Genomic DNA, 20,139 nt, shown 5'->3' with positions numbered 1-20,139 from the left:
TGGGGGTAAGGACTCCTATAAAACCTTAGTTTTAAAATAATAAAAAGGTTTTTTATTCTATTTTTTGAAAATAGGTCTCACAACATTGTACGAAATAAGAATCAATGCTGTGTAAATTACTAAAAGGATAAAATAGTTGTCCATTGCTAGGGGAATAATAAAACTTCTAACAATCTTATATACGCATTAAAATGGCATTCAGATTATCAAATTGAAAAAAAAACACATAAAAAATGTTAAAATCAACAACTTCATTCCCAAATAGCAACCAATTTACATATTCATAGGATTAATGAGACTTGCCCTAAAAGTATAGCTTATGGAAATATCAAAAAAGCAGGGAAGTTTACATAAAAGCATCCACCGTTTTATAGGCATTTATGACAGCTAATTCACCTTCTTTATTGGGCAGAGAATTTCCGTGTTCCATCCCCATAACCCCGTTATACCCTTTTTGATGAATGAATTTAAAAACGTTTTTATAATTTATTTCCCCCGTAGTAGGTTCATTTCTACCAGGGTTATCCCCAATTTGAAAATAAGCAATTTCATCCCAGCAGGCCTCAATATTAGGGATCAGATTTCCTTCCTGGATTTGTTGATGATAAATATCAAAAAGTATTTTGCATGAGGGAGAATTTACTGCCTTGCAGATTTCATAAGCCTGGGGAGAACCTGTAAGAAATAGGCCGGGGTGGTTTCTGAAATTCAATGGTTCCAGGACCATAGTTAAATTATGTGGCTCTAATAGGGCACTGGCTTGTTTAAGCGATTCAATGACATTCGCTGTTTGGTAACCCATGGATAATCTGAGATCCACATGACCGGGGACTACAGTCATCCATTTCGCATTTACACGCTTGGCCACAATAATGGCTTTCTTTATATAATCTAAGAACTCTTCTCGTTTCTCATTATCCCCTGATGCCAGATTTGGTTCTGTCCAATAAATTTTATGAGCTACAAAAACACCCATTTCAATGTTACGGACTGCCATGGTATTGGCCATTTTTTCCTGTAAAGCAACCGAGCGTTGCATCATTCCATTGTCCTCAAAAGCAGTGAAACCCTCTTCTGCCATGAAATTAAGTTGTGCAATTGGGTCTTCACCAGCACTATGTTTAAACATTCCAAGATGTGGGGCATATTTCAGATGAAAGGCATGCTTTAAAGGTGCTTTAGAAATAGAACCTAAAGCAGAAAACCCTGTCAGGGAAAGGGTACTTGCAGCACAAGCCGATTTAATTATAAAACTTCTTCTTTTCAATTTGTTAAGTTATAGGGACCAATCTTTTCCCCCTGTGAGTTCATTAACATCACCACATCCGATATATTCTCCCGGTACTGGCAAGTATGCAAGCACTTCCTCTCCAACGTATTCAGAAGTTTTATAGCCCCAAATCGTCATATCGCGTAGATTCTTTGAAAAGGAATAGCTGACCACTTCATCAGCCAACGCCTCATTTTCTCCTTTAGCCAATGCCGAAGTATTTTTAATAGTCAGTTCCGAATTCTTTATCTCATCTTCTTCCCTGATTTGCAGGGCAGCTACTAAGACGGGTTCCAGGTCTTCAGAAGTTAAATCATTTACTTTCTTTTTGCCGGATTCCTCTAAGGCCGTCTCAATGAATTTTTCAAAAGACACTTTAATCATCGCTTGTTGTCCATCTTCCATTACCTCGTTCGTAAAACGATCTATGAATACATGTACGTTCACTTCAGAGGCCGATGGCGTATCCGTTTTGGGGAGGATGATATCTACTAAATTGTAAAGTACGTTTCCCTGTTCTTTGGTAAAAAAATCAGGTTTCCAGTCAATGGTATTCGTATCCTTACATCCTTGAACCAGGCCTAATAATGTTGGGGTAGCTACTGTATAACCCAAGGCAAGTCCCATATTTTTTAACGCTACTCTTCTATCCATTATAATAATCCTTTTTTAAGTTGTTCGGCAGCATGGTTAGCAGCTCTTGCCGTAAATGCCATATAAGTCAATGAAGGGTTTACACAGGAGGCTGAGGTCATAAATGCCCCATCTGTCACATATACATTTTTAACGTCATGTACCTGATTGTACCCATTAAGGACGGAGGTTTTGGGATCTCTACCCATCCGTGCAGTTCCCATTTCGTGGATACCTAATCCAAGAGCCCCTTGCCTGTCATAAGCTTTAACGTCTCGGAGCCCTGATTTTGTTAGCATTTCATATGCCTGTTCTTTCATGTCTTCCCGCATCTTCAACTCGTTTTCTTTCAACTCTGCATCAAATGTTACCGTTGGCAATCCCCAACCATCCAATTTGTTATAATCTAGTGTCATACGATTATCTTCATAGGGCAATACTTCGCCAAAACCACCCATCCCAAAGGTCCAGCCACCTGGTTTTAAGATAGCCTCTTTAAGGTCTTTTCCATGCGATAATTCGGAAACGGCATCTTCCCAATTACCCCTGCTGCCACTTCCCTGATAACCATATCCGCGTATAAATTCTTTCATATTAGAATCCCCGCCAATATTCCTGAAACGCGGCACATAGATACCATTGGGTTTTCTTCCCTTGTAAAATTTGTCCTCATAACCATCATATTTTCCTGCGGCGCCTACCCCCAGATGATGGTCCATAATATTTCTGCCTAACTGATCGGAATCATTGCCCATTCCGTTGGGGAACCGATCCGATTTTGATTGCATCAAAATTGATGTGGATGCTATGGCAGATGCACAGAGGAATATCACCTTTGCCTTAAATTCAAAGGTTTCTTTGGTAACCCTGTCTATAACTTTTACGCCGGTTGCTTTTTTGGTATCAGGATCGTACATAACTTCATGAACAATAGAATCGGGTCTTAGGGTCATATTTCCAGTGGCTTCTGCTGCCGGTAAGGTAGATGAGTTACTACTAAAATAGGCGCCAAAAGGGCATCCCCGGATACATCTGTTTCTAAATTGACAACGGGTTCTTCCGTCCCCGTCAAATTGTTTAGCACTATTAATATGGGCCACTCGACCAGCGGTGATCACACGACCTCCAAAATTATCGGCTACCCCTTCACGTACATGTTGTTCTATGCAGTTCAGTTCCATCATGGGCTCAAACTCACTGTCTGGCAATTGTGGAAGTCCTAAACTTTCCCCTGTTACTCCTATATAAGTTTCAACTTTACTATACCAAGGTGCTATATCCTTATATCGGACCGGCCAGTCTACGGCAAGGCCATCATTTTTATTAGCTTCAAAATCCAGATCACTCCAGCGGTAGCTATGCCGCCCCCAGAGTAACGATCTCCCACCCACGTGGTAGCCACGCATCCAGTCGAATCGTTTAGTTTCATTATAGGGATGTTCTATGTCATTGACGAACCAAAAATTATGTTGAGCTTTAACGGTATATCCTGTACGCCCTTGTTTTAACTGTTTCCCTGCTTCTTCCGGGGGCAGTTCCCCGTTATTTGGAAAGTCCCAGGTATCCATATTTGCGGTAGGATAGTCTTCACGATGCTTCACCATTCGCCCTCGTTCCAGAACCAGTGTCTTTAGTCCTTTCTCACACAATTCTTTTGCTGCCCAACCACCGCTAATACCAGTTCCTACAACAATCGCATCATACGAGTCCTGTTCTTCATTGTAATAAAATTTACTCATCTAGTACTATTGTTTACTCGCTAAAAGTATCAAATATAAAATTAATTTTCTACATTTAATGGCATATTAACTCATGGAGTCTGCATTAAAAAACTATGTGAGCTGAGAATATAAAAAAGTTTATTCAATACGGGTTGATCAACAGTTATTACGAATCAAACTATTGAATTTCATATTAAAAATAGTACTAACCAAAGGATACTAAAAACTGTTAGCTATCCAAAATAAAAGGACTTATGAAAAGAAGAAGATTCATTAGAAACAGCACCCAGGCCGGTATAGGCTTTTCTCTACTTGGAATTTATTCCTGCAAGGATGAAAAGAAAGTTGTAAAAGAAGAAGATAATGTTGAAAAAGATGCCTTCAAGACCACAGCCCCTTTTTTTAAATTATCCCTGGCACAATGGTCTATTCACAACATGATCCATAATGACGGTGTTGATCCCTATACTTTTGCTGCAAAAGCAAAGAATTGGGGATTTGAAGGATTGGAGTATGTAAGCCAGCTATATGACAAAGAGTTAAAGCCTGCTAATTATTCAAAGGAGGCTATGCAATCTTTTGTTGATAAATCTAACGCAGAAGCTGAAAAACACGGTTTAAAGAATGTCTTGATAATGATCGATGGACAAGGAGACCTGGCAACTTCTGACCCCGAAGAACGTAAAAAAGCTGTTGAAAATCATTATAAGTGGGTTGATGCTGCCGCCTCTATGGGTTGCCACTCAATTAGAGTAAATCTCGCGGGGAGCACCGATCCAATTGAATGGAAAGCCAATTCAATTGACGGTCTTTCCCAGCTTTCGACATATGCAAAGACTAAAAATATAAATATACTTGTGGAAAATCACGGAGGACTTTCATCAAATGCCGCTATGCTAACGGAGGTGATGACCAAGGTTAATATGTCAAATTGTGGCACCTTACCTGATTTTGGTAATTTCTGTATAAAAAGAAAAGACCCTAAAGATTACACTGCTGGCTGTGCAGAGAATTACGATATTTATAAAGGAGTAAAGGAACTAATGGTGCATGCCAAGGCAGTTAGCGCTAAATCACACGATTTTGATGCAAATGGAAATGAGACTGAAATAGACTATGTTCATATGCTGCAAATTGTTAAGGATGCAGGTTATACGGGTTATGTTGGTGTGGAATACGAGGGAAGTGAATTAACCGAAGAAGAAGGGATAATAGCCACAAGAGATTTACTGCTTAAAGCATCTAAAGAAGTTACCTAACCATTCATAATGGCCTATGAAAGTTTTTTTTAATCAACTTTTTGATTACAATTTTTATTGCAATAAAAAGCTTATCGAGGAGTGCATTAAGCTCGATAAGGTCCCGGAGAAAAGCATATTGTTATTCAGCCATATCCTTAATGCACATAATATATGGAACGCAAGAATTCTTGGAAAACCTGCTGATTATAAGATTTGGCAGATTCACCCTATTAAAAATTGGGGGGATATTCATTACGAAAACCAGCGAAGTTCTTTTGAAATAACCACGAATGCAACAGATTTTGAAGTAAGGATAGACTTTGATAATGAAGAAGGAAGGCTTTTCACAAGTACCTTACAGGATATATTATTTCATATTATAAACCATTCTACACATCACAGGTCTCAAATGGCAATGAATTTTAGGGATAATGAACTGGAACCTCTCTCATTGGACTATATTTTTTATAAACGCTAGCGGAAAACTTAATGAATAAAAAGATTCAGGTTCAACTTTCAGTAATGATGTTCTTGGAGTTTTTTATTTGGGGTAGTTGGTATGTTACTATGGGTATTTATTTACCTAATAGTTTGGAGGCAAGTGATCCTGAAATTGCCATGGCTTATTCTACACAATCCTGGGGTGCAATTATTGCTCCATTTATTATCGGACTCATTGCAGATCGCTATTTTAATGCAGAAAAGATTTTAGGAGTACTTCATCTTATTGGGGCAATTTTAATGGTTCAGATGGCTAATGCAACAAATTTTAGCGGGTTTTACCCTTATATTTTAGGTTACATGATATTGTACATGCCAACCTTAGCCCTGGTTAATTCAGTTTCCTTTAATCAGATGGATAACCCGGCAAAACAGTTCTCCTTTGTTCGCGTTTTTGGAACCTTAGGTTGGATTGCAGCTGGTTTAGCTATTAGTTATTTGTTTCATTGGGACTCTATGGAAGGTTTAGCCAATGGCTATCTTAGAAATACTTTCTTAATGACTGCAGTAGCATCCGGTATATTGGGATTTTTTAGTTTTACACTACCAAAAACACCTCCTTCAATAACAGGAAAAAGAAAAATTAGGATAGCGGATATTGTTGGCTTGGAAGCCTTAAACCTTTTGAAAGACAGAAATTTTTTAGTGTTTTTTCTGGCTTCCGTATTAATTTGTATTCCTTTGGCATTTTACTATCAGCATGCCGGACAATTCCTGGGAGAAATTGGGGTCTCAAACCCGGCAGGTAAAATGACCATTGGTCAAATATCAGAGATTCTGTTTATACTTCTTTTACCATACTTTTTTAAAAGGTTTGGCTTTAAAAATACAATGATTGTAGCCATGTTGGCATGGACGGTTCGCTATATCTGTTTTGCTTACGGAAGCGCCGGAGAATTTTCATTCCTTCTCCTTCTCGGGATTGCTTTACATGGGATTTGTTATGATTTCTTTTTTGTGTCCGGTCAGATATATACCGATAGTAAAGCGGGGCCAAAATATAAAAGTGCAGCCCAGGGATTGATTACCCTGGCTACGTATGGAGTTGGGATGTTAATGGGTTTCTGGATAGCGGGAAGAATAACGGATTATTTTACTCTGCAAGATGTCTCACATAATTGGGAAATGATCTGGATGTTTCCTGCAGCATTTGCACTTGGCGTTTCTATATTGTTTGCGTTCTTGTTTAAAAACGAGAGAATTGCCTATAAATCTTAGATATTTTATATAAATTGAACCAGTTATATCGGTTTATGCAAGATATTATGGTTCCGGAGAAAATGGTGTGTTTTATATAGGTTTAATAGTGAATAAGGAGTTGAGAACTATAAAAATGATAAAATAAAATGGCAAAAAAAATTAGATTAGGAATAATAGGCGGAGGAGGAGATTCTCTCATTGGGGTATTACACAGAGTAGCTTCACAAATAAATGATAATTACCAAATAGTGGGCGCAGTTTTTAATCCCGTTTTTGAATTGAACATGGAATTTGCAAAAGAAATTGATGTTCCAACAAATAGGATCTATAAGGATTTTGACACCCTTATTGAGGAGGAATTAAAACTGCCTAAAGAAGAAAGAATACAGGTTTGTTCGATTCTTACGCCAAATTTCCTGCATTTTCCAATGGCTAAGAAACTATTGGACAACGGATTTAATGTGATCTGCGAAAAACCAATGACGACTACTTTGGAAGAAGCAAAAATTTTACAGGAGGCTCATAAAAAGGCGGGGACGGTTTTTGCTGTAACACATACATACACAGGCTATCCTATGGTGCGTCAAATGCGTGAGATGATCAAGGAAGGGGCTTTAGGCAAGATTCATAAAGTGGATGCCAGATACTATCAGGGATGGATTAATACCATTATCCACGACAAAGAAAAACGCTCAACTGTCTGGAGACTGGATCCAAAAAAGGCAGGAATAAGCTCATGTATGGGAGACATAGGAGTGCATGCTTTTAATCTTATTGAATACACTACAGGTTTAAGAGTAAACTCTCTTTTGTCTGATTTCAATTACCTCTATGATGATAACAAAATGGATGTAGACGGTACTGTATTATTGCGGATGGGAGAACATGTTAAGGGTGTCATTAGGGGAAGTCAGGTTGCCACTGGTGAAGAAAACGGATTGGCAATTAGAATTTATGGTGATAAAGCCGCTTTTGTATGGGAACAGGAAAGACCTAATTTTCTCTATAAGTTGAGTGATACAGAACCAACCCAAATATATAAGCCGGGTCATGAATATAATTCTAAGCTATCTCTTGATGGAACAAAATTACCACCAGGACATCCTGAAGGAATTTTCGATTCTATGGCTAATATTTATTTAGGAGCTGCCCGGGCTATTCGTGGAGAAGATTATAATGATGGCGAATTCCCAACTATGTTAGATGGTGTTCGGGGGTTAAATTTTATTGAAGCCACTGTTGAATCTAATAAAGAGGGTAATGTTTGGGTGAATATGGAATAATCATTACTACACCATAATATAGCTTTTTCTTTTATTGTATTGGCCGTATCATATATATGAACGATAGATTGGCAGCAGGTATTTGATATTCTTTATGTGGCATTAGCCCCCAACTATTATCTCCCCCAACTCCCATTTGGCTTTGGTCTATATTGATGTTTATCAGATCTCGTTTTGGAATATCAAATGTGTGGCGTTGCTGTTTCTCTTCTCCTTCATCAAAATCCGAATTGTATTGGTGATGTGCGCTAAACCCAAAAGTAGTAGGGGCCGTAATTAAAATTCCCTTTCCGTTGTCATTGGTAAAAGAAAGTGTGCGCACATCGGTGCGATTACCATTTTCTTGTGGACGAATATATTCATAATATAAATCTTCGACTTTTGCCTCGTACAATCCCACTAAGGCCGAAGTTTTTCGGTCCTGGTAGTTTTCATGGGCTCCTCTGCCATACCAAGTTACATTTTCATAGGCGTTATCGATAACAAAATTATTGCCAAATCGCGGTAAAATGGGAAGGGTTTCATCAATACCCGTTAGCTGAGTACTTATCAATATTTCCCCTTTGTAGTTGATACTATATGTTATAGCTGCTTGCCCTTCAACTGAGGGCAATGCATAGGTAGCGATCAACTGTAATTCATTTTTGACCTTAAAAGGATTGTCGGTCAATTTTACTACATCCATTACTTTGTTCCCTCCATTGGGGTTCAGCTGTAAAGCGACTAGTTTTTGATTATCGGTAGCTTCCTTCCACTTTTTTAGTTTCATGGGCATCTTGTAGCCAAAATCATTGTCGGTCGGTGCACGCCAGAAATTTACGCGCTGTCCATTTTTAATAATGTTACCTTGACCGTAATCCAATGTAACAAGGGTACCATCAGCGCTGTTGAAGCCAATTTCAAATCCATTTCCAAAGACTTTGATTGTGTTATTTTCTTTCCTTACTGATAATCCTTCTATATTATTCTCAAAAATAGCGGGTGTGTAATCGGTTAATTGAAATTGTTCATAGGCTATTAAAAAATGCTCGGGGATTAAAGGGGTAGCTGTTTTGGTTGTGGCAAAAATGTTTAAAAAATATTCTGATTTTGTGTTTGGAAGTTCAGGAAGTTCCAGCTGTATTTCTTTTGATGCATAAGGAACTATATCTACCTCAGGTAGGTTGCCCTTAGCTATCTGAATTCCATTTTCCATCAACCTCCAGGAAAAATCGTATTCCGAGAGATTTGTAAAATCATATTTATTGGTCAGGCTAATTTTCCCTGATTTTGGATTTTTAGAGTCAAATTTCACGTATTGGTAAACTTTTTTCACCTCATATAAGGAGGGATGTGCAGACCGATTGGGGTTTACGATTCCATTTAAGCAAAAATTATCATCGTTTTGAAGATCTTGTCCACCAAGATCCCCACCAAAAGCGTAAAATTCAACGCCATCCTCATTTTTGGTTTTGAGGCCTTGATCTACCCAATCCCATATAAATCCGCCTTGTAATACATCATACTTTTCTATGGCATCCCAATAATCCTGAAAGTTGCCAACGCTATTCCCCATCGCATGCACATATTCACATTGTATAAAGGGACGTTTTGGATTGTTTTCGGCATAGGCTATGCTCGTTTCTATCGTGGCGTACATAGGTGCCTGTATATCAGAATTCGCATACTTTGTTGCACCTTCATATTGCACTGGTCTTGTAGAGTCATGGGCTTTTAACCAAGCGTAGGTGGCCTCAAGGTTTTGACCATTACCCGCTTCATTTCCCAGGGACCAAATAACAATGGAGGTATAGTTTTTATCACGCTCGAACATGCGAATAGTACGGTCCAGGTGCATGGCTTTCCATTCCGGTCTATAGCCTGGGTGAATTTTTTTGGCCGCTTCGTTTCTATCAAGGCCTTGATTGGTAGTACCCATTCCGTGGATTTCTATATTGGCTTCATCTACAATATAAAATCCATATTTATCCGCCATCCTGTAAAAGAATGGGTTCTTGGGATAGTGACTACAACGAATCGCATTTATATTATTACGTTTCATCACTTCCATGTCTTTTAGTGTAAGTTCTTCACTAATAACGTGTCCCGTTTCTTCATCATGATCGTGTAAGTTTACTCCTTTGATAAGTACAGGTTGGCCATTGACCAAAAATTGGTTGTTTTTAATTTCTACTTTTCGGAAACCTATTTTTGAACTTATAGCTTCGGTAACCATTCCTTTTTTATTCTTGACTACAAATAATAAGGTGTAGAGGTAAGGTTTTTCAGCGCACCAAGTTTTTATATATGGTATCTTCTTAGCAAAGTTTAGTGTATTGTTCCCTTCTGTAAGGTCAATTTTTTTTGTTTCTTCATAGATTTCGGTATCACCATCTAATAACTTTAGCTGTATTTGATATCCTTTGGCTTTTTTGTCAGAAGTATTGATCTGTAAATTAAGGTTGAGCTTACCATCAGTATAGTTATTTTCTAAATCCGCAATGGCCCTATAGTCTTTAAGGGTTGTTCTATTTGTGGCATATAGGTAAACATTACGGTCTATACCACTGAGACGCCAAAAATCTTGATCTTCCATATAGCTGGCGTCAGACCAGCGCAATACCTGGACAGCCAGCGAATTTTTCCCATTTTGAATGTATTGCGTAATATCAAATTCAGCAGGTGTTTTACTGCCTTCACTATAACCGACCTCTTTTCCATTTATCCAAACGAATGTAGCGCCACTTACACCTTCAAAGTGTAGATATATGTTTTTTCCGGTCCAATTTTGGGGAATTTCAAAATTACGTTTGTAGCTTCCTACAGGATTTTCATCATGGGGAATATAAGGAGGGTTTTTGGGGAACGGATAAACTATATTGGTATATATAGGAATACCATATCCTTCCAGTTCCCAGTTAGAGGGAACAGAGATTTTGTCCCAGGCGGAAGTATCAAAATCAGAATTAAAAAAATCAATAGGCCTTTCAGGAACACTTTCAACATATTTGAAATCCCAATTTCCATTTAAAGATTGATAAAAAGCAGAGTTCTCCCAACTTTCATTTTCCAGTGCCTTCTTAACGGATTCATACCGGTAAAAAGAAGCTGTTGGCGCTTCTCGATTAATTTGAAATATTTCAGGATTCTCCCATTCAGCATTTTCCCATTTTGGGACCTGGGCGTTTGTAACCAAGAAAAGGAAGAGACCTATTAGAGTTGCAGAAAACCTATAACTTTTCTTATTGGACTCTAAAATGTGCATGAATGTGTTCGTTTAAAAAATGGATTCTCCAAGATAAACAAACTTCTAAGAAGAAAGACGTAGTTGTCTATCTTTCAAATACTTTTTCAAAATATTCACATACAACGATCATACTTTCTCTTGGGACTCGTCCATAAGTTTCCAGTTCTCTGGTATAAAAATCCCAGTGTTTATTTTTCCAGTATGCTATGGAAGAATCACCTTCACCTTCAATTTTTGAATAAGATTCCCTAATACTAAAGAATGGTTTAAGCCGAACGGCCACTGTTCTTAAAACACATTTGGCATTTCCTTTCCAATCTGTGAGTACGGTAAAATCTCCAATCTTGGGAAGCGGTTCTTTTCTATATTGAAGCCCTAATAAGGAATGAGAAGTAGCTCTTTTTTTTCCTGATAGGATTAAATTAAGTGTTTCCTTTACTTCTTTTTCATTTTCACCAATATGTGTTACTTTGGGTTCATGTGAAAATGCGTACTCAAGGTGATTATCTAAATAGTCTCCCCATAAATTTCTAGCTGATGCATTTTTCATACTATATACACTTTTGGTTTAAGAAAATTTATCTCCATTTATCTCTTTTGCCGCATGATGGACTGCCCTGGCGGTAAAAGCCATATAAGTAAGCGATGGATTAACACAGCTGGCAGATGTCATAAACGCACCATCTGTCACATAAATATTAGGCACGTCATGAACCTGATTATGTTTATTAACCACAGACGTTCTTGGATTCCATCCCATGCGCGCCCCACCCATTTCATGTATGCCAAGACCCGGGCCGGTACTTCTTTCATAAGGTTTTATGTCTTTAAACCCTGCAGCATTAAACATTTCCGTAATCTGTTTGATAATATCTTCCCGCATTTTATATTCATTTTCTTTAAATTCAACATCAAAGTCTAATTGTGGTAATCCCCACTGATCTTTTTCGGTTTTACTCAAAGTAACTCTGTTGTCATGGTAGGGGAGCATTTCGCCAAATCCGGTAGCACCGATTTCCCAATTTCCGGGCTTTAATACTGCCTCTTTTAGTTTTTTACCGTAATTGAGTTCTGCTACCGAAGCCGTCCAGTCCTCTCTACTGGCTCCTCCCTGGTAACCAAAACCCCTCAGGTATTCTTTCTTTGAGGTCTTTGCATCCATATTTACAAAGCGCGGAATATAAAACCCATTTGGTCGCCTGCCTTTATAATATTTATCCAGATGTCCTTCTACTTTAGCAGAAGCACCTAATTGATAGTGATGGTCCATTATATTTCTGCCTAATTGGTCATGATTATTACCTATGCCATTTGGAAAACGTTCTGATTTCGATTGCAGAAGAATTCCCACTGAGGCCATTGAAGAGGCACATAAGAAGATCACCTTTGCTTCAAATTCAAAATTTTCATGAGTCTCACTGTCAATAACCCTGACTCCTGTTGCTCTTTTGGTATTATCGTCATAGATAATTTCATAAACGATAGAATTTGGCCGTAAGGTCATGTTTCCTGTTCGTTCGGCAGCGGGTAGAGTAGAAGAATTACTACTGAAATAGCCACCGAAAGGGCATCCACGCCAACATCTGTTTCTAAACAGGCAGGGAGTTCTACCTTCTATATTACCCTCTTTATCAGTAATATTCGCCACACGCCCTATTGTGAGTAACCGGCCATCATCGAATTTCTCAGATAGTATATTTTTTAGATCTTCCTCGGGGCACATTAGAGCCATTGGTGGATGAAACTTACCATCGGGGAGATGGCTTAAATCCAATTTTTCTCCACTAACCCCTATATACTCTTCTACTTTATCATACCACGGAGCGATATCCTTGTAACGCACCGGCCAGTCTACCCCAATGTTTTCTTTTAGATTGGCATCGAAGTCAAGATCACTCCATCGGTAACTCTGACGCCCCCATGTTAAAGAACGTCCTCCTACATGGTAACCACGAATCCAGTCAAAACGTTTTGTCTCCACATAAGGATGCTCCAAATCGTTCACAAAAAAATGTTTTACATCTTCTTTAGGTGCCCAGTTTACTCTCCGTTGCTTGTGATATTTTTTCCGGTCTTCTCTGGATAACTCATTATTGTTAGGAAGGTCCCATGTGTCCATATTCATGGTGGGATAATCTTTAATATGCTTTACCATGTGTCCTCGTTCAAGGACCAGAGTTTTTAGACCTTTTTCACATAATTCTTTGGCAGCCCATCCTCCGCTTATACCGGTACCTACAACAATGGCGTCATATTTCTCCTTCTGATTCATGCTATATTTTTACATTAATTCTGATGTAATCGCTATATTTAACACTTCCCAAGTGAAGAAATAATAGTTGAATTTTTACCCATTAAATATAGGATTTAATTTTTGAAACTTAATAAAATGCAAATTTGATTAACAAATAAGAAACATACCATGAAAACAATTAAAGGACCCGCTGTTTTTTTAGCACAATTCGTAGATAGTAAAGCCCCGTTTAATTCGCTGGACGGCATGTGTAAATGGGCGTCCGACTTAGGATATAAAGGGGTTCAAATACCCACCTGGGAAAACTTTTTAATTGATTTGGACAAGGCAGCTGAAAGTCAGACCTACTGCGATGAACTAAAGGGGACCATTAATTCCTACGGATTAGAGATTACTGAACTGTCTACTCACTTGCAAGGGCAGTTGGTGGCTGTAAACCCCGCTTATGATCTTATGTTTGATAATTTTGCTCCGGATGCTGTAAAAAATAATCCAAAAGCGCGTACGGAATGGGCAATAGATGTTGTTAAAAAGGCGGCTACCGCAAGTCGAAGATTAGGAATAAGTGCGCATGCCACATTTTCCGGAGCTTTATTATGGCACACATGGCATCCATGGCCTCAGCGACCACCCGGATTGGTGGAAATGGGATTTGAAGAACTGGCAAAAAGATGGCTGCCAATATTGGATCATTATGATGAGGAAGGGGTTGATGTATGTTATGAAATTCACCCCGGAGAAGACCTTCACGACGGGGATACTTTTGAGCGATTCCTGAAGGCGACAGGGAATCATAAGAGGGTAAATATACTTTATGACCCCAGCCATTTTGTGTTACAACAACTAGATTATATTACCTATATAGACCATTATCACGAATTTATTAAATCTTTTCATGTTAAGGATTCTGAATTTAACCCCACCGGTAAAAAAGGAGCTTTTGGAGGCTATAATGATTGGGGCGAACGTGCAGGTCGGTACCGTTCTCTTGGAGACGGACAGATCGATTTCAAAACCATTTTTTCGAAACTTACCCAGTACGGATGTGATGTATGGGCGGTGATGGAATGGGAATGCTGTATAAAAAGCCCGGAACAGGGAGCCCGTGAAGGAGCTATCTTTATACAGGATCATATCATTGAAGCTACGGAAAAAACATTCGATGATTTTGCGGGGGGTGCTGTTGATAAAGAAATGCTCAAAAAAATATTGGGAATTTAAAACAATACGAATAAGAAAAATATACTAAGTATCATTTTATTTACCCGCCTTTTAATCGGTTGTAAGGAGAAAGCACCAAAGCGGGAAGATCGCATTGCAGGATCATGGCGAAATGATAAGTATAGGCTATAGAAATATTAAGATAAAAGAACTATAATTATGAATCGATACTATTTGTTGTTACTTATACTTTTGACTATAGGTTGTAAAGAGAGATCTCATGATGCGCCAAGGCTTCATGAAGACACTACTGATGAGGTAATAGTCTACAAGGAATACATGGGGGAAGAACCTACAGAACCGGAGCAGACAGAATTCTATGAACCCGTTCCACCCACAGTAAACCCAAAAGGAAATAACGGGGCCCCTAGTGATGCTATTATTCTTTTTGATGGTAGCGATTTTGATAAATGGGAGATGGTTAATGATAGTTCTGCTGTAGTTTGGCATCTGAATGATGATGGCAGTATGACAGTAAAAGATACAACAGGTAATATACAGACCAAAAAAAAATTTGGGGATGTGCAGTTACATATTGAATGGAAGTCTCCAGCTGAAGTGCAAAGGGATGGCCAGAACCGTGGAAATAGTGGGATATTTTTATCGGGCCTGTACGAAGTTCAGGTTTTAGATAATAATGATAATGACACTTATGTAAATGGCCAGGTAGGCTCAATTTACAAACAACATGTGCCTCTGGCGAAAGCTTCTGTGCCTACCGGGGAATGGAATACCTATGATATTATCTATCGCGCCCCCGAGTTTAATTCAGAAGGGGGTAAAATTAAATCTGGAACCATTACAGTAATTCACAATGGGGTACTTGTACAGGATCATGTAGAGATTAAAGGAACTACTCCTTACACAGGATGGCCAAAAAATCCGTCTCACGGCAAAGGGCCCTTGATGCTTCAGGATCATGGCGATAATAGCCGTGTTAGCTTCAGAAATATATGGATTAGGGAATTATAGTAAAATTGCCTGTACACTAAAAATTCACTTTGAGATTTTAGTACCTTTACGAAAATTAAAGACAATTTATGATCCAATCCATGACGGGGTTCGGGAAGCATATGGTGCAGCTTCCATCTAAAAAAATCACCATTGAATTAAAATCCCTTAACAGTAAAAGCCTGGATATCAATGCCCGCATGCCTTCGGCCTATCGGGAAAAAGAATTGCAACTGAGAAAGACAATTGCAAGCTCGTTGATCAGGGGAAAAATAGATTTTGGTTTATACGTGGAAATTACTGGAAACGAAACCACCTCAGTAGTAAATGAAGGCGTATTAAGACAATATATGAAACAGCTTAGGTCAATCGCAGAAGGGGATGACATAAGATTAATGGAAATGGCTCTAAGATTGCCTGATGCTCTTAAAACCGATCGGGAAGATATTGATGACTCCGAATATAAAATCATACAGGATACATTGGAGAATGCTTTAAAAGAGATAAATGATTTTCGGTCGGAAGAAGGCCTAGTGCTTGAAAAAGATTTTATGGCGAGAATCTCTTCCATAAAAGGCCTTTTGAAAAATGTAGTTCAAATGGACCCGGATAGGTTATCCACAATTCGTGAGCGATTGGAAAAGGCGGTAGCCGATCTAAAGACTGAAGTAGACGCTAACCGTTTTGAACAAGAACTGATTTATTACCTGGAAAAATATGATATTACAGAAGAGAAAGTGCGATTGGATAACCATTTAGACTATTTTATTGAGACAATGAAATCTGCTGATTCCAATGGTAAAAAACTGGGTTTTATCAGTCAGGAAATTGGGCGGGAAATAAATACAATAGGTTCGAAGGCTAATTACGCGCCTATGCAACAGCTGGTAGTACAAATGAAGGACGAGTTGGAAAAGATCAAAGAACAAATGCTCAATGTACTTTAATGAAGGGAGGTAAACTTATTATTTTTGCCGCTCCTTCAGGAAGCGGTAAAACAACGATTGTGGAACATTTGTTGAAGCAGGAGGAACTAAATCTGGCATTTTCCGTTTCCGCCACTTCAAGACCAAAAAGGGGTGCAGAAGAACATGGGGTAAACTACTATTTTATATCTATAAATGAATTTAAAAGTCATATAAAAAATGATGATTTCCTGGAATGGGAGGAAGTATATCGAGATAATTTTTATGGGACATTAAAAAGTGAAGTGGAGCGTTTATGGGCGGAAGGTAAGAATGTAATATTTGACATTGATGTTGCAGGTGGCTTACGGATTAAAAAGAAATATCCCAATAAGACGCTGGCAGTATTTGTAAAACCACCAAGTGTAGACGAACTAAAAATAAGACTTAAGAAGCGCAGTACAGAGAGTGAGGATAAAATTAATATGCGTATTGCAAAAGCTTCGGTGGAATTAGCTACCTCTCCGCAGTTTGATAAAGTAATAAAAAACTACGATTTGGATACTGCACTTAATGAGGCATATAATTTAGTTGCAAATTTTATTGGGATAGAGAGAAAGTAGCTCCGGCCCGGAAAAGGCCGTGTCATGGGTTAGACAAATTCTCCTGTTATATAATAATACAAATAGAATATAGCCATTCTTAATGAAAAAAATTGGTCTTTATTTCGGGACATTTAACCCAATACATATTGGACATTTAATAATTGCCAATTACTTGGTTGAGTTTTCTGATTTGGATGAGGTATGGTTTGTGATAACACCACAGAGTCCTTTTAAAGTTAAGAAGACCTTACTGGATAATAACCATCGCTACCAAATGGTGTTTGAAGCAGTAAATAATTATCCTAAACTTAAGGCAAGCAAAATAGAATTTGATTTACCTCAACCAAATTATACCATAAATACGTTGGTTCATTTAGGAGAGAAGTTTGGAAATGACAACCAATTTTGCCTGATAATGGGAGAGGATAATTTAAAGGGATTCCATAAGTGGAAAAATTTTGAAGTGATATTGGAAAATCATGACATCTATGTTTATCCCCGAATTTCTGATGGATCTTCGGATCACCAATTTAGAGGGCATCCAAGAATTCATTCGGTAAATGCACCCATTATGGAAATCTCGTCTACATTTATTCGCAAACAACATAAGTTGGGTAAGAATATAAGACCAATGGTACCAGATGCGGTATGGACTTATTTGGATGACATGAATTTTTATAGATAATAACAAATATAAGAAAGGCCCGATGTTCAAGACACCGAGCCCTTCCAACTTAGCAACATCAGGGGTAAACTTTAACTACTAATGCAGCAAGAATTATAGAAATTCTCCTTCTTCACTCATCATCACTCTCATTGTTTTATCCCCATTTTGTAACTTAACCTTATAATTTTTTAAGGCACCTTTTCTATCCTCATATCTAATTCGATAAACATCCTTGACAATTTCCCAACTTGGGAATCTATCCTGTAGCGCCGTTCTTACGGCGTCCGGTAATTGAATGTTAGTGAATTTTTCAATGGTTCTTAGAATTTTACCATCGGGACCATAAACAGCAACTAATTTCCCATCTGGAATTACAAATGAAACAGAGTAATAATCATAATTGTCCTGATAATAATCCTTGGTAGTTACATCATAAGCAGCCGCCTTACGTTCCAACATTTTAACAGGCACTGCCGCTGCTTTGTTATCTGTTGTATTTAAATACTTGTAATTCACAGCTTCAACTACAACTTCAGATAGCTCCTCTAACTTAGCTTCTTGCGAATACACGAAGCTAAATAGACCTATAGCCAATAAGCTTAAAATAAATTTTTTCATGATATTAGATTTTAAATGTTATTAAATAGCAACTTCATTTTGGTTCTATTGTAATGAAGATATGCGCTCTCTTATTCTCTTAAAATGAATTCTATCGGTTAGAATTTGCTTTGGTATTTGAATTGCTCTAGAAAACTGCCAAAAATAAAAGATTCAATCCATATCCGGGACAGAACCTTTTATTTCGGGATTACAGTTACCTTATATTGGCAACCATAATCAGAATGAGTTAAGCTACTATCTACAGAAACTCACCATCTTCGTTTACCTTAACCCTCATTGTTTTATCCCCATTTTTCAATTTGAGTTTATAATGCTTTTTGGCACCCTTTTTATCTGAATAGGTAACCCGATAAACATCACTTACTATATCCCAGTTTGGGAAACGCTCTAACAATGCTTTAGAAACAGCGGTTGGTAGTTTTATGTTATCAAATTTTTCAATGGTCCTTAAAATCTTGCCATCAGTATCATAAGCGGCTACTATTTTACCATCGGGGATATAGAATTCTACGGTATAGAAATCATAATCATCCTGGTAATAATCCTTTGTTGTTACGTCATAGGCGGCAACTTTACGTTGCAGCATTTGAACAGGTACTGCTGCCACTTTGTTATCGGTTTGATTTAAATACTTGTAATTTACTGCTGTAACTACAACTTCAGATAGCTCTTCTACTTTGGTAATTTGTGAATATACCTGGCTAGCTAGGCCAATGACCAATAAACTTAGAATAAATTTTTTCATAATTCCAGATTTTAGATGTTGATAAATTTTACGCTTTGTGGCGTAACTCTGGTTAAAAGTATAAAAGCTTATATTCTTATGAAATGATCTTGGTCAGTTCAATTATTGGGATCAAATACGGTAACCTGGTAGGAATAATCCATTAATACCCCGTTAATCGCCACATCTTTAAGGGTAATTGTATAGGAGGTATCGGCAGTCACATTGGTATTTATGTTTTCAGGTATCCAAACAACGGTAGGGTCTCCGTAAGAATTGCTTAATGCCTCAATTTGAAGATTTATAGTATTGCTATTTGCATCCTGCATTGAAATTGTGGTAGAAGAGAAATTTGCCCCAGCAATTGAGAATGACCATCTTGGAAAAACAAGTCGATTTGGGACATATCCCTCAGGTGGCCACGAGACAAATTCAGGGGCGTCAGACGGCGGAGTACCTGAATTTCCCAGTACCCATACGGCATTGGACCTATTTGTGTTGCCAATACCTATTTCTTGTAATCGAGGCCATAACAACCATCTCCTATGGCCTACGGGGCCATTATCTGCACCCTGGTCTCTAATATAGGAATCAATAGCCTCCGCATTTTTTGTCATGGTCAGAAGTGAATTCCCTGCACCTTCTTTACCTTCAGTAGTGTAACATTTCCATGATGAAGGTGGGTCGTGGTCTAGCTGATCATTAGCATTCATAATTAAAGCTGCCAATTGGGCTTTATCACTTTTCGACATGTTCTCTGAAATTATATTATTTAAACCTACCGCCTTTCTGTAGTAATCTAGTCGCTGCAGTATTTTAGCCCTGGTGAGTTCCGGAACGTTTCCTGGGTTACAGGCAGGCTCGTCGCCAGTCCATGAACTGTCTGATCCGGAGGTTTGAGAAGCCAGGTAATAATCAGAATAAAGATTTTTTGCCTCTAAGCGGGCAACATTGTCAATTGGTACTTCTTGCTCGGTTTCTATCTGTTGGATGCCATCTTGCTCTAATGCGTCTACACTGCATGAAGCTATAAAGAAGAGCAAGCTAAAACCAAACAGGAAATAATAGGCCGACAAAGAAGAGGGGAATTTCATAGTAATGACTTATTGCTTTCCA

General features: G+C 38.2%; 18 protein-coding genes. 9 read left to right on the top strand and 9 right to left on the bottom strand.

The features are described from left to right. Positions 1-346 precede the first annotated feature (346 nt). The 3 genes from ABJH90_RS14460 to ABJH90_RS14450 form a co-directional block, all read right to left on the bottom strand. Positions 347-1,213 (bottom strand): TIM barrel protein, encoded by an 867-nt coding sequence (locus tag ABJH90_RS14460; protein WP_348140998.1) that lies wholly within the window; start codon positions 1,211-1,213, stop codon positions 347-349. A 63-nt stretch (positions 1,214-1,276) separates the two neighbouring features. Next, positions 1,277-1,924, bottom strand: coding sequence for a gluconate 2-dehydrogenase subunit 3 family protein (locus ABJH90_RS14455; RefSeq protein WP_348140560.1), 648 nt, complete (start codon positions 1,922-1,924; stop codon positions 1,277-1,279). Next, positions 1,924-3,642 carry a GMC family oxidoreductase gene (locus tag ABJH90_RS14450; RefSeq protein WP_348140558.1) on the bottom strand — a complete coding sequence of 573 codons (1,719 nt, stop codon included), beginning with the start codon at positions 3,640-3,642 and terminating at the stop codon, positions 1,924-1,926. The genes ABJH90_RS14455 and ABJH90_RS14450 overlap by 1 nt, the downstream gene beginning before the upstream one ends. Before the next feature lie 236 nt (positions 3,643-3,878). On the opposite strand from ABJH90_RS14450, the gene ABJH90_RS14445 reads away from it, so the two are divergent. The 4 genes from ABJH90_RS14445 (at position 3,879) to ABJH90_RS14430 (ending at position 7,849) form a co-directional block, all read left to right on the top strand. After that, complete coding sequence (locus tag ABJH90_RS14445) at positions 3,879-4,883, top strand: sugar phosphate isomerase/epimerase family protein (RefSeq protein WP_348140556.1); 1,005 nt, start codon at positions 3,879-3,881, stop codon at positions 4,881-4,883. A 16-nt stretch (positions 4,884-4,899) separates the two neighbouring features. Further along, positions 4,900-5,343, top strand: a complete 444-nt coding sequence (locus ABJH90_RS14440) for a DinB family protein (RefSeq protein ID WP_348140554.1) — start codon at positions 4,900-4,902, stop codon at positions 5,341-5,343. 11 nt (positions 5,344-5,354) lie between these two features. Then, the gene (locus ABJH90_RS14435; RefSeq protein WP_348140552.1) at positions 5,355-6,584 is read left to right on the top strand and encodes a nucleoside permease; all 1,230 of its coding nucleotides are present in this window, start codon (positions 5,355-5,357) and stop codon (positions 6,582-6,584) included. A gap of 128 nt (positions 6,585-6,712) precedes the next feature. Beyond that, positions 6,713-7,849, top strand: a complete 1,137-nt coding sequence (locus ABJH90_RS14430) for a Gfo/Idh/MocA family oxidoreductase (protein ID WP_348140550.1) — start codon at positions 6,713-6,715, stop codon at positions 7,847-7,849. 31 nt (positions 7,850-7,880) lie between these two features. On the opposite strand, the gene ABJH90_RS14425 is transcribed toward ABJH90_RS14430, so the two are convergent. The 3 genes from ABJH90_RS14425 to ABJH90_RS14415 form a co-directional block, all read right to left on the bottom strand. Then, positions 7,881-11,093 carry a glycoside hydrolase family 2 TIM barrel-domain containing protein gene (locus ABJH90_RS14425; RefSeq protein ID WP_348140548.1) on the bottom strand — a complete coding sequence of 1,071 codons (3,213 nt, stop codon included), beginning with the start codon at positions 11,091-11,093 and terminating at the stop codon, positions 7,881-7,883. Between the two features lie 67 nt (positions 11,094-11,160). Further along, complete coding sequence (locus ABJH90_RS14420) at positions 11,161-11,625, bottom strand: ASCH domain-containing protein (RefSeq protein WP_348140546.1); 465 nt, start codon at positions 11,623-11,625, stop codon at positions 11,161-11,163. An 18-nt stretch (positions 11,626-11,643) separates the two neighbouring features. After that, entirely contained in the window at positions 11,644-13,347 is a 1,704-nt protein-coding gene (locus tag ABJH90_RS14415) for a GMC family oxidoreductase (protein WP_348140544.1), read from the bottom strand. A gap of 150 nt (positions 13,348-13,497) precedes the next feature. On the opposite strand from ABJH90_RS14415, the gene ABJH90_RS14410 reads away from it, so the two are divergent. From ABJH90_RS14410 to nadD, 5 genes are all read left to right on the top strand, one after another. Then, positions 13,498-14,550 (top strand): sugar phosphate isomerase/epimerase, encoded by a 1,053-nt coding sequence (locus tag ABJH90_RS14410; RefSeq protein WP_348140542.1) that lies wholly within the window; start codon positions 13,498-13,500, stop codon positions 14,548-14,550. 159 nt (positions 14,551-14,709) lie between these two features. Further along, positions 14,710-15,522, top strand: coding sequence for a DUF1080 domain-containing protein (locus tag ABJH90_RS14405; RefSeq protein ID WP_348140540.1), 813 nt, complete (start codon positions 14,710-14,712; stop codon positions 15,520-15,522). A 68-nt stretch (positions 15,523-15,590) separates the two neighbouring features. Next, a complete protein-coding gene (locus ABJH90_RS14400) occupies positions 15,591-16,448 on the top strand; it encodes a YicC/YloC family endoribonuclease (protein ID WP_348140538.1) in 858 nt (285 codons plus the stop codon). Continuing rightward, positions 16,448-17,029 (top strand): guanylate kinase, encoded by a 582-nt coding sequence (gmk, locus tag ABJH90_RS14395; RefSeq protein WP_348140536.1) that lies wholly within the window; start codon positions 16,448-16,450, stop codon positions 17,027-17,029. Before ABJH90_RS14400 ends, gmk begins: the two co-directional genes overlap by 1 nt. Before the next feature lie 82 nt (positions 17,030-17,111). Then, positions 17,112-17,696, top strand: a complete 585-nt coding sequence (nadD, locus tag ABJH90_RS14390; RefSeq protein ID WP_348140534.1) for a nicotinate (nicotinamide) nucleotide adenylyltransferase — start codon at positions 17,112-17,114, stop codon at positions 17,694-17,696. A 93-nt stretch (positions 17,697-17,789) separates the two neighbouring features. Here the strand turns inward: nadD and ABJH90_RS14385 are convergent, their stop codons facing one another. The 3 genes from ABJH90_RS14385 to ABJH90_RS14375 form a co-directional block, all read right to left on the bottom strand. Continuing rightward, positions 17,790-18,296, bottom strand: coding sequence for a nicotinate-nucleotide adenylyltransferase (locus tag ABJH90_RS14385; protein WP_348140532.1), 507 nt, complete (start codon positions 18,294-18,296; stop codon positions 17,790-17,792). Between the two features lie 241 nt (positions 18,297-18,537). Beyond that, positions 18,538-19,044 (bottom strand): nicotinate-nucleotide adenylyltransferase, encoded by a 507-nt coding sequence (locus ABJH90_RS14380; RefSeq protein WP_348140530.1) that lies wholly within the window; start codon positions 19,042-19,044, stop codon positions 18,538-18,540. A 98-nt stretch (positions 19,045-19,142) separates the two neighbouring features. After that, complete coding sequence (locus ABJH90_RS14375; protein WP_348140528.1) at positions 19,143-20,117, bottom strand: CAP domain-containing protein; 975 nt, start codon at positions 20,115-20,117, stop codon at positions 19,143-19,145. Between the last annotated feature and the right edge of the window lie 22 nt (positions 20,118-20,139).

The organism is Eudoraea sp. (genome assembly GCF_039969275.1).
Classification (GTDB): Bacteria; Bacteroidota; Bacteroidia; order Flavobacteriales; family Flavobacteriaceae; genus Eudoraea.
The sequence above is the reverse complement of the archived record's forward strand: the minus strand, read 5'-3'. Positions and strand labels throughout refer to the sequence as shown.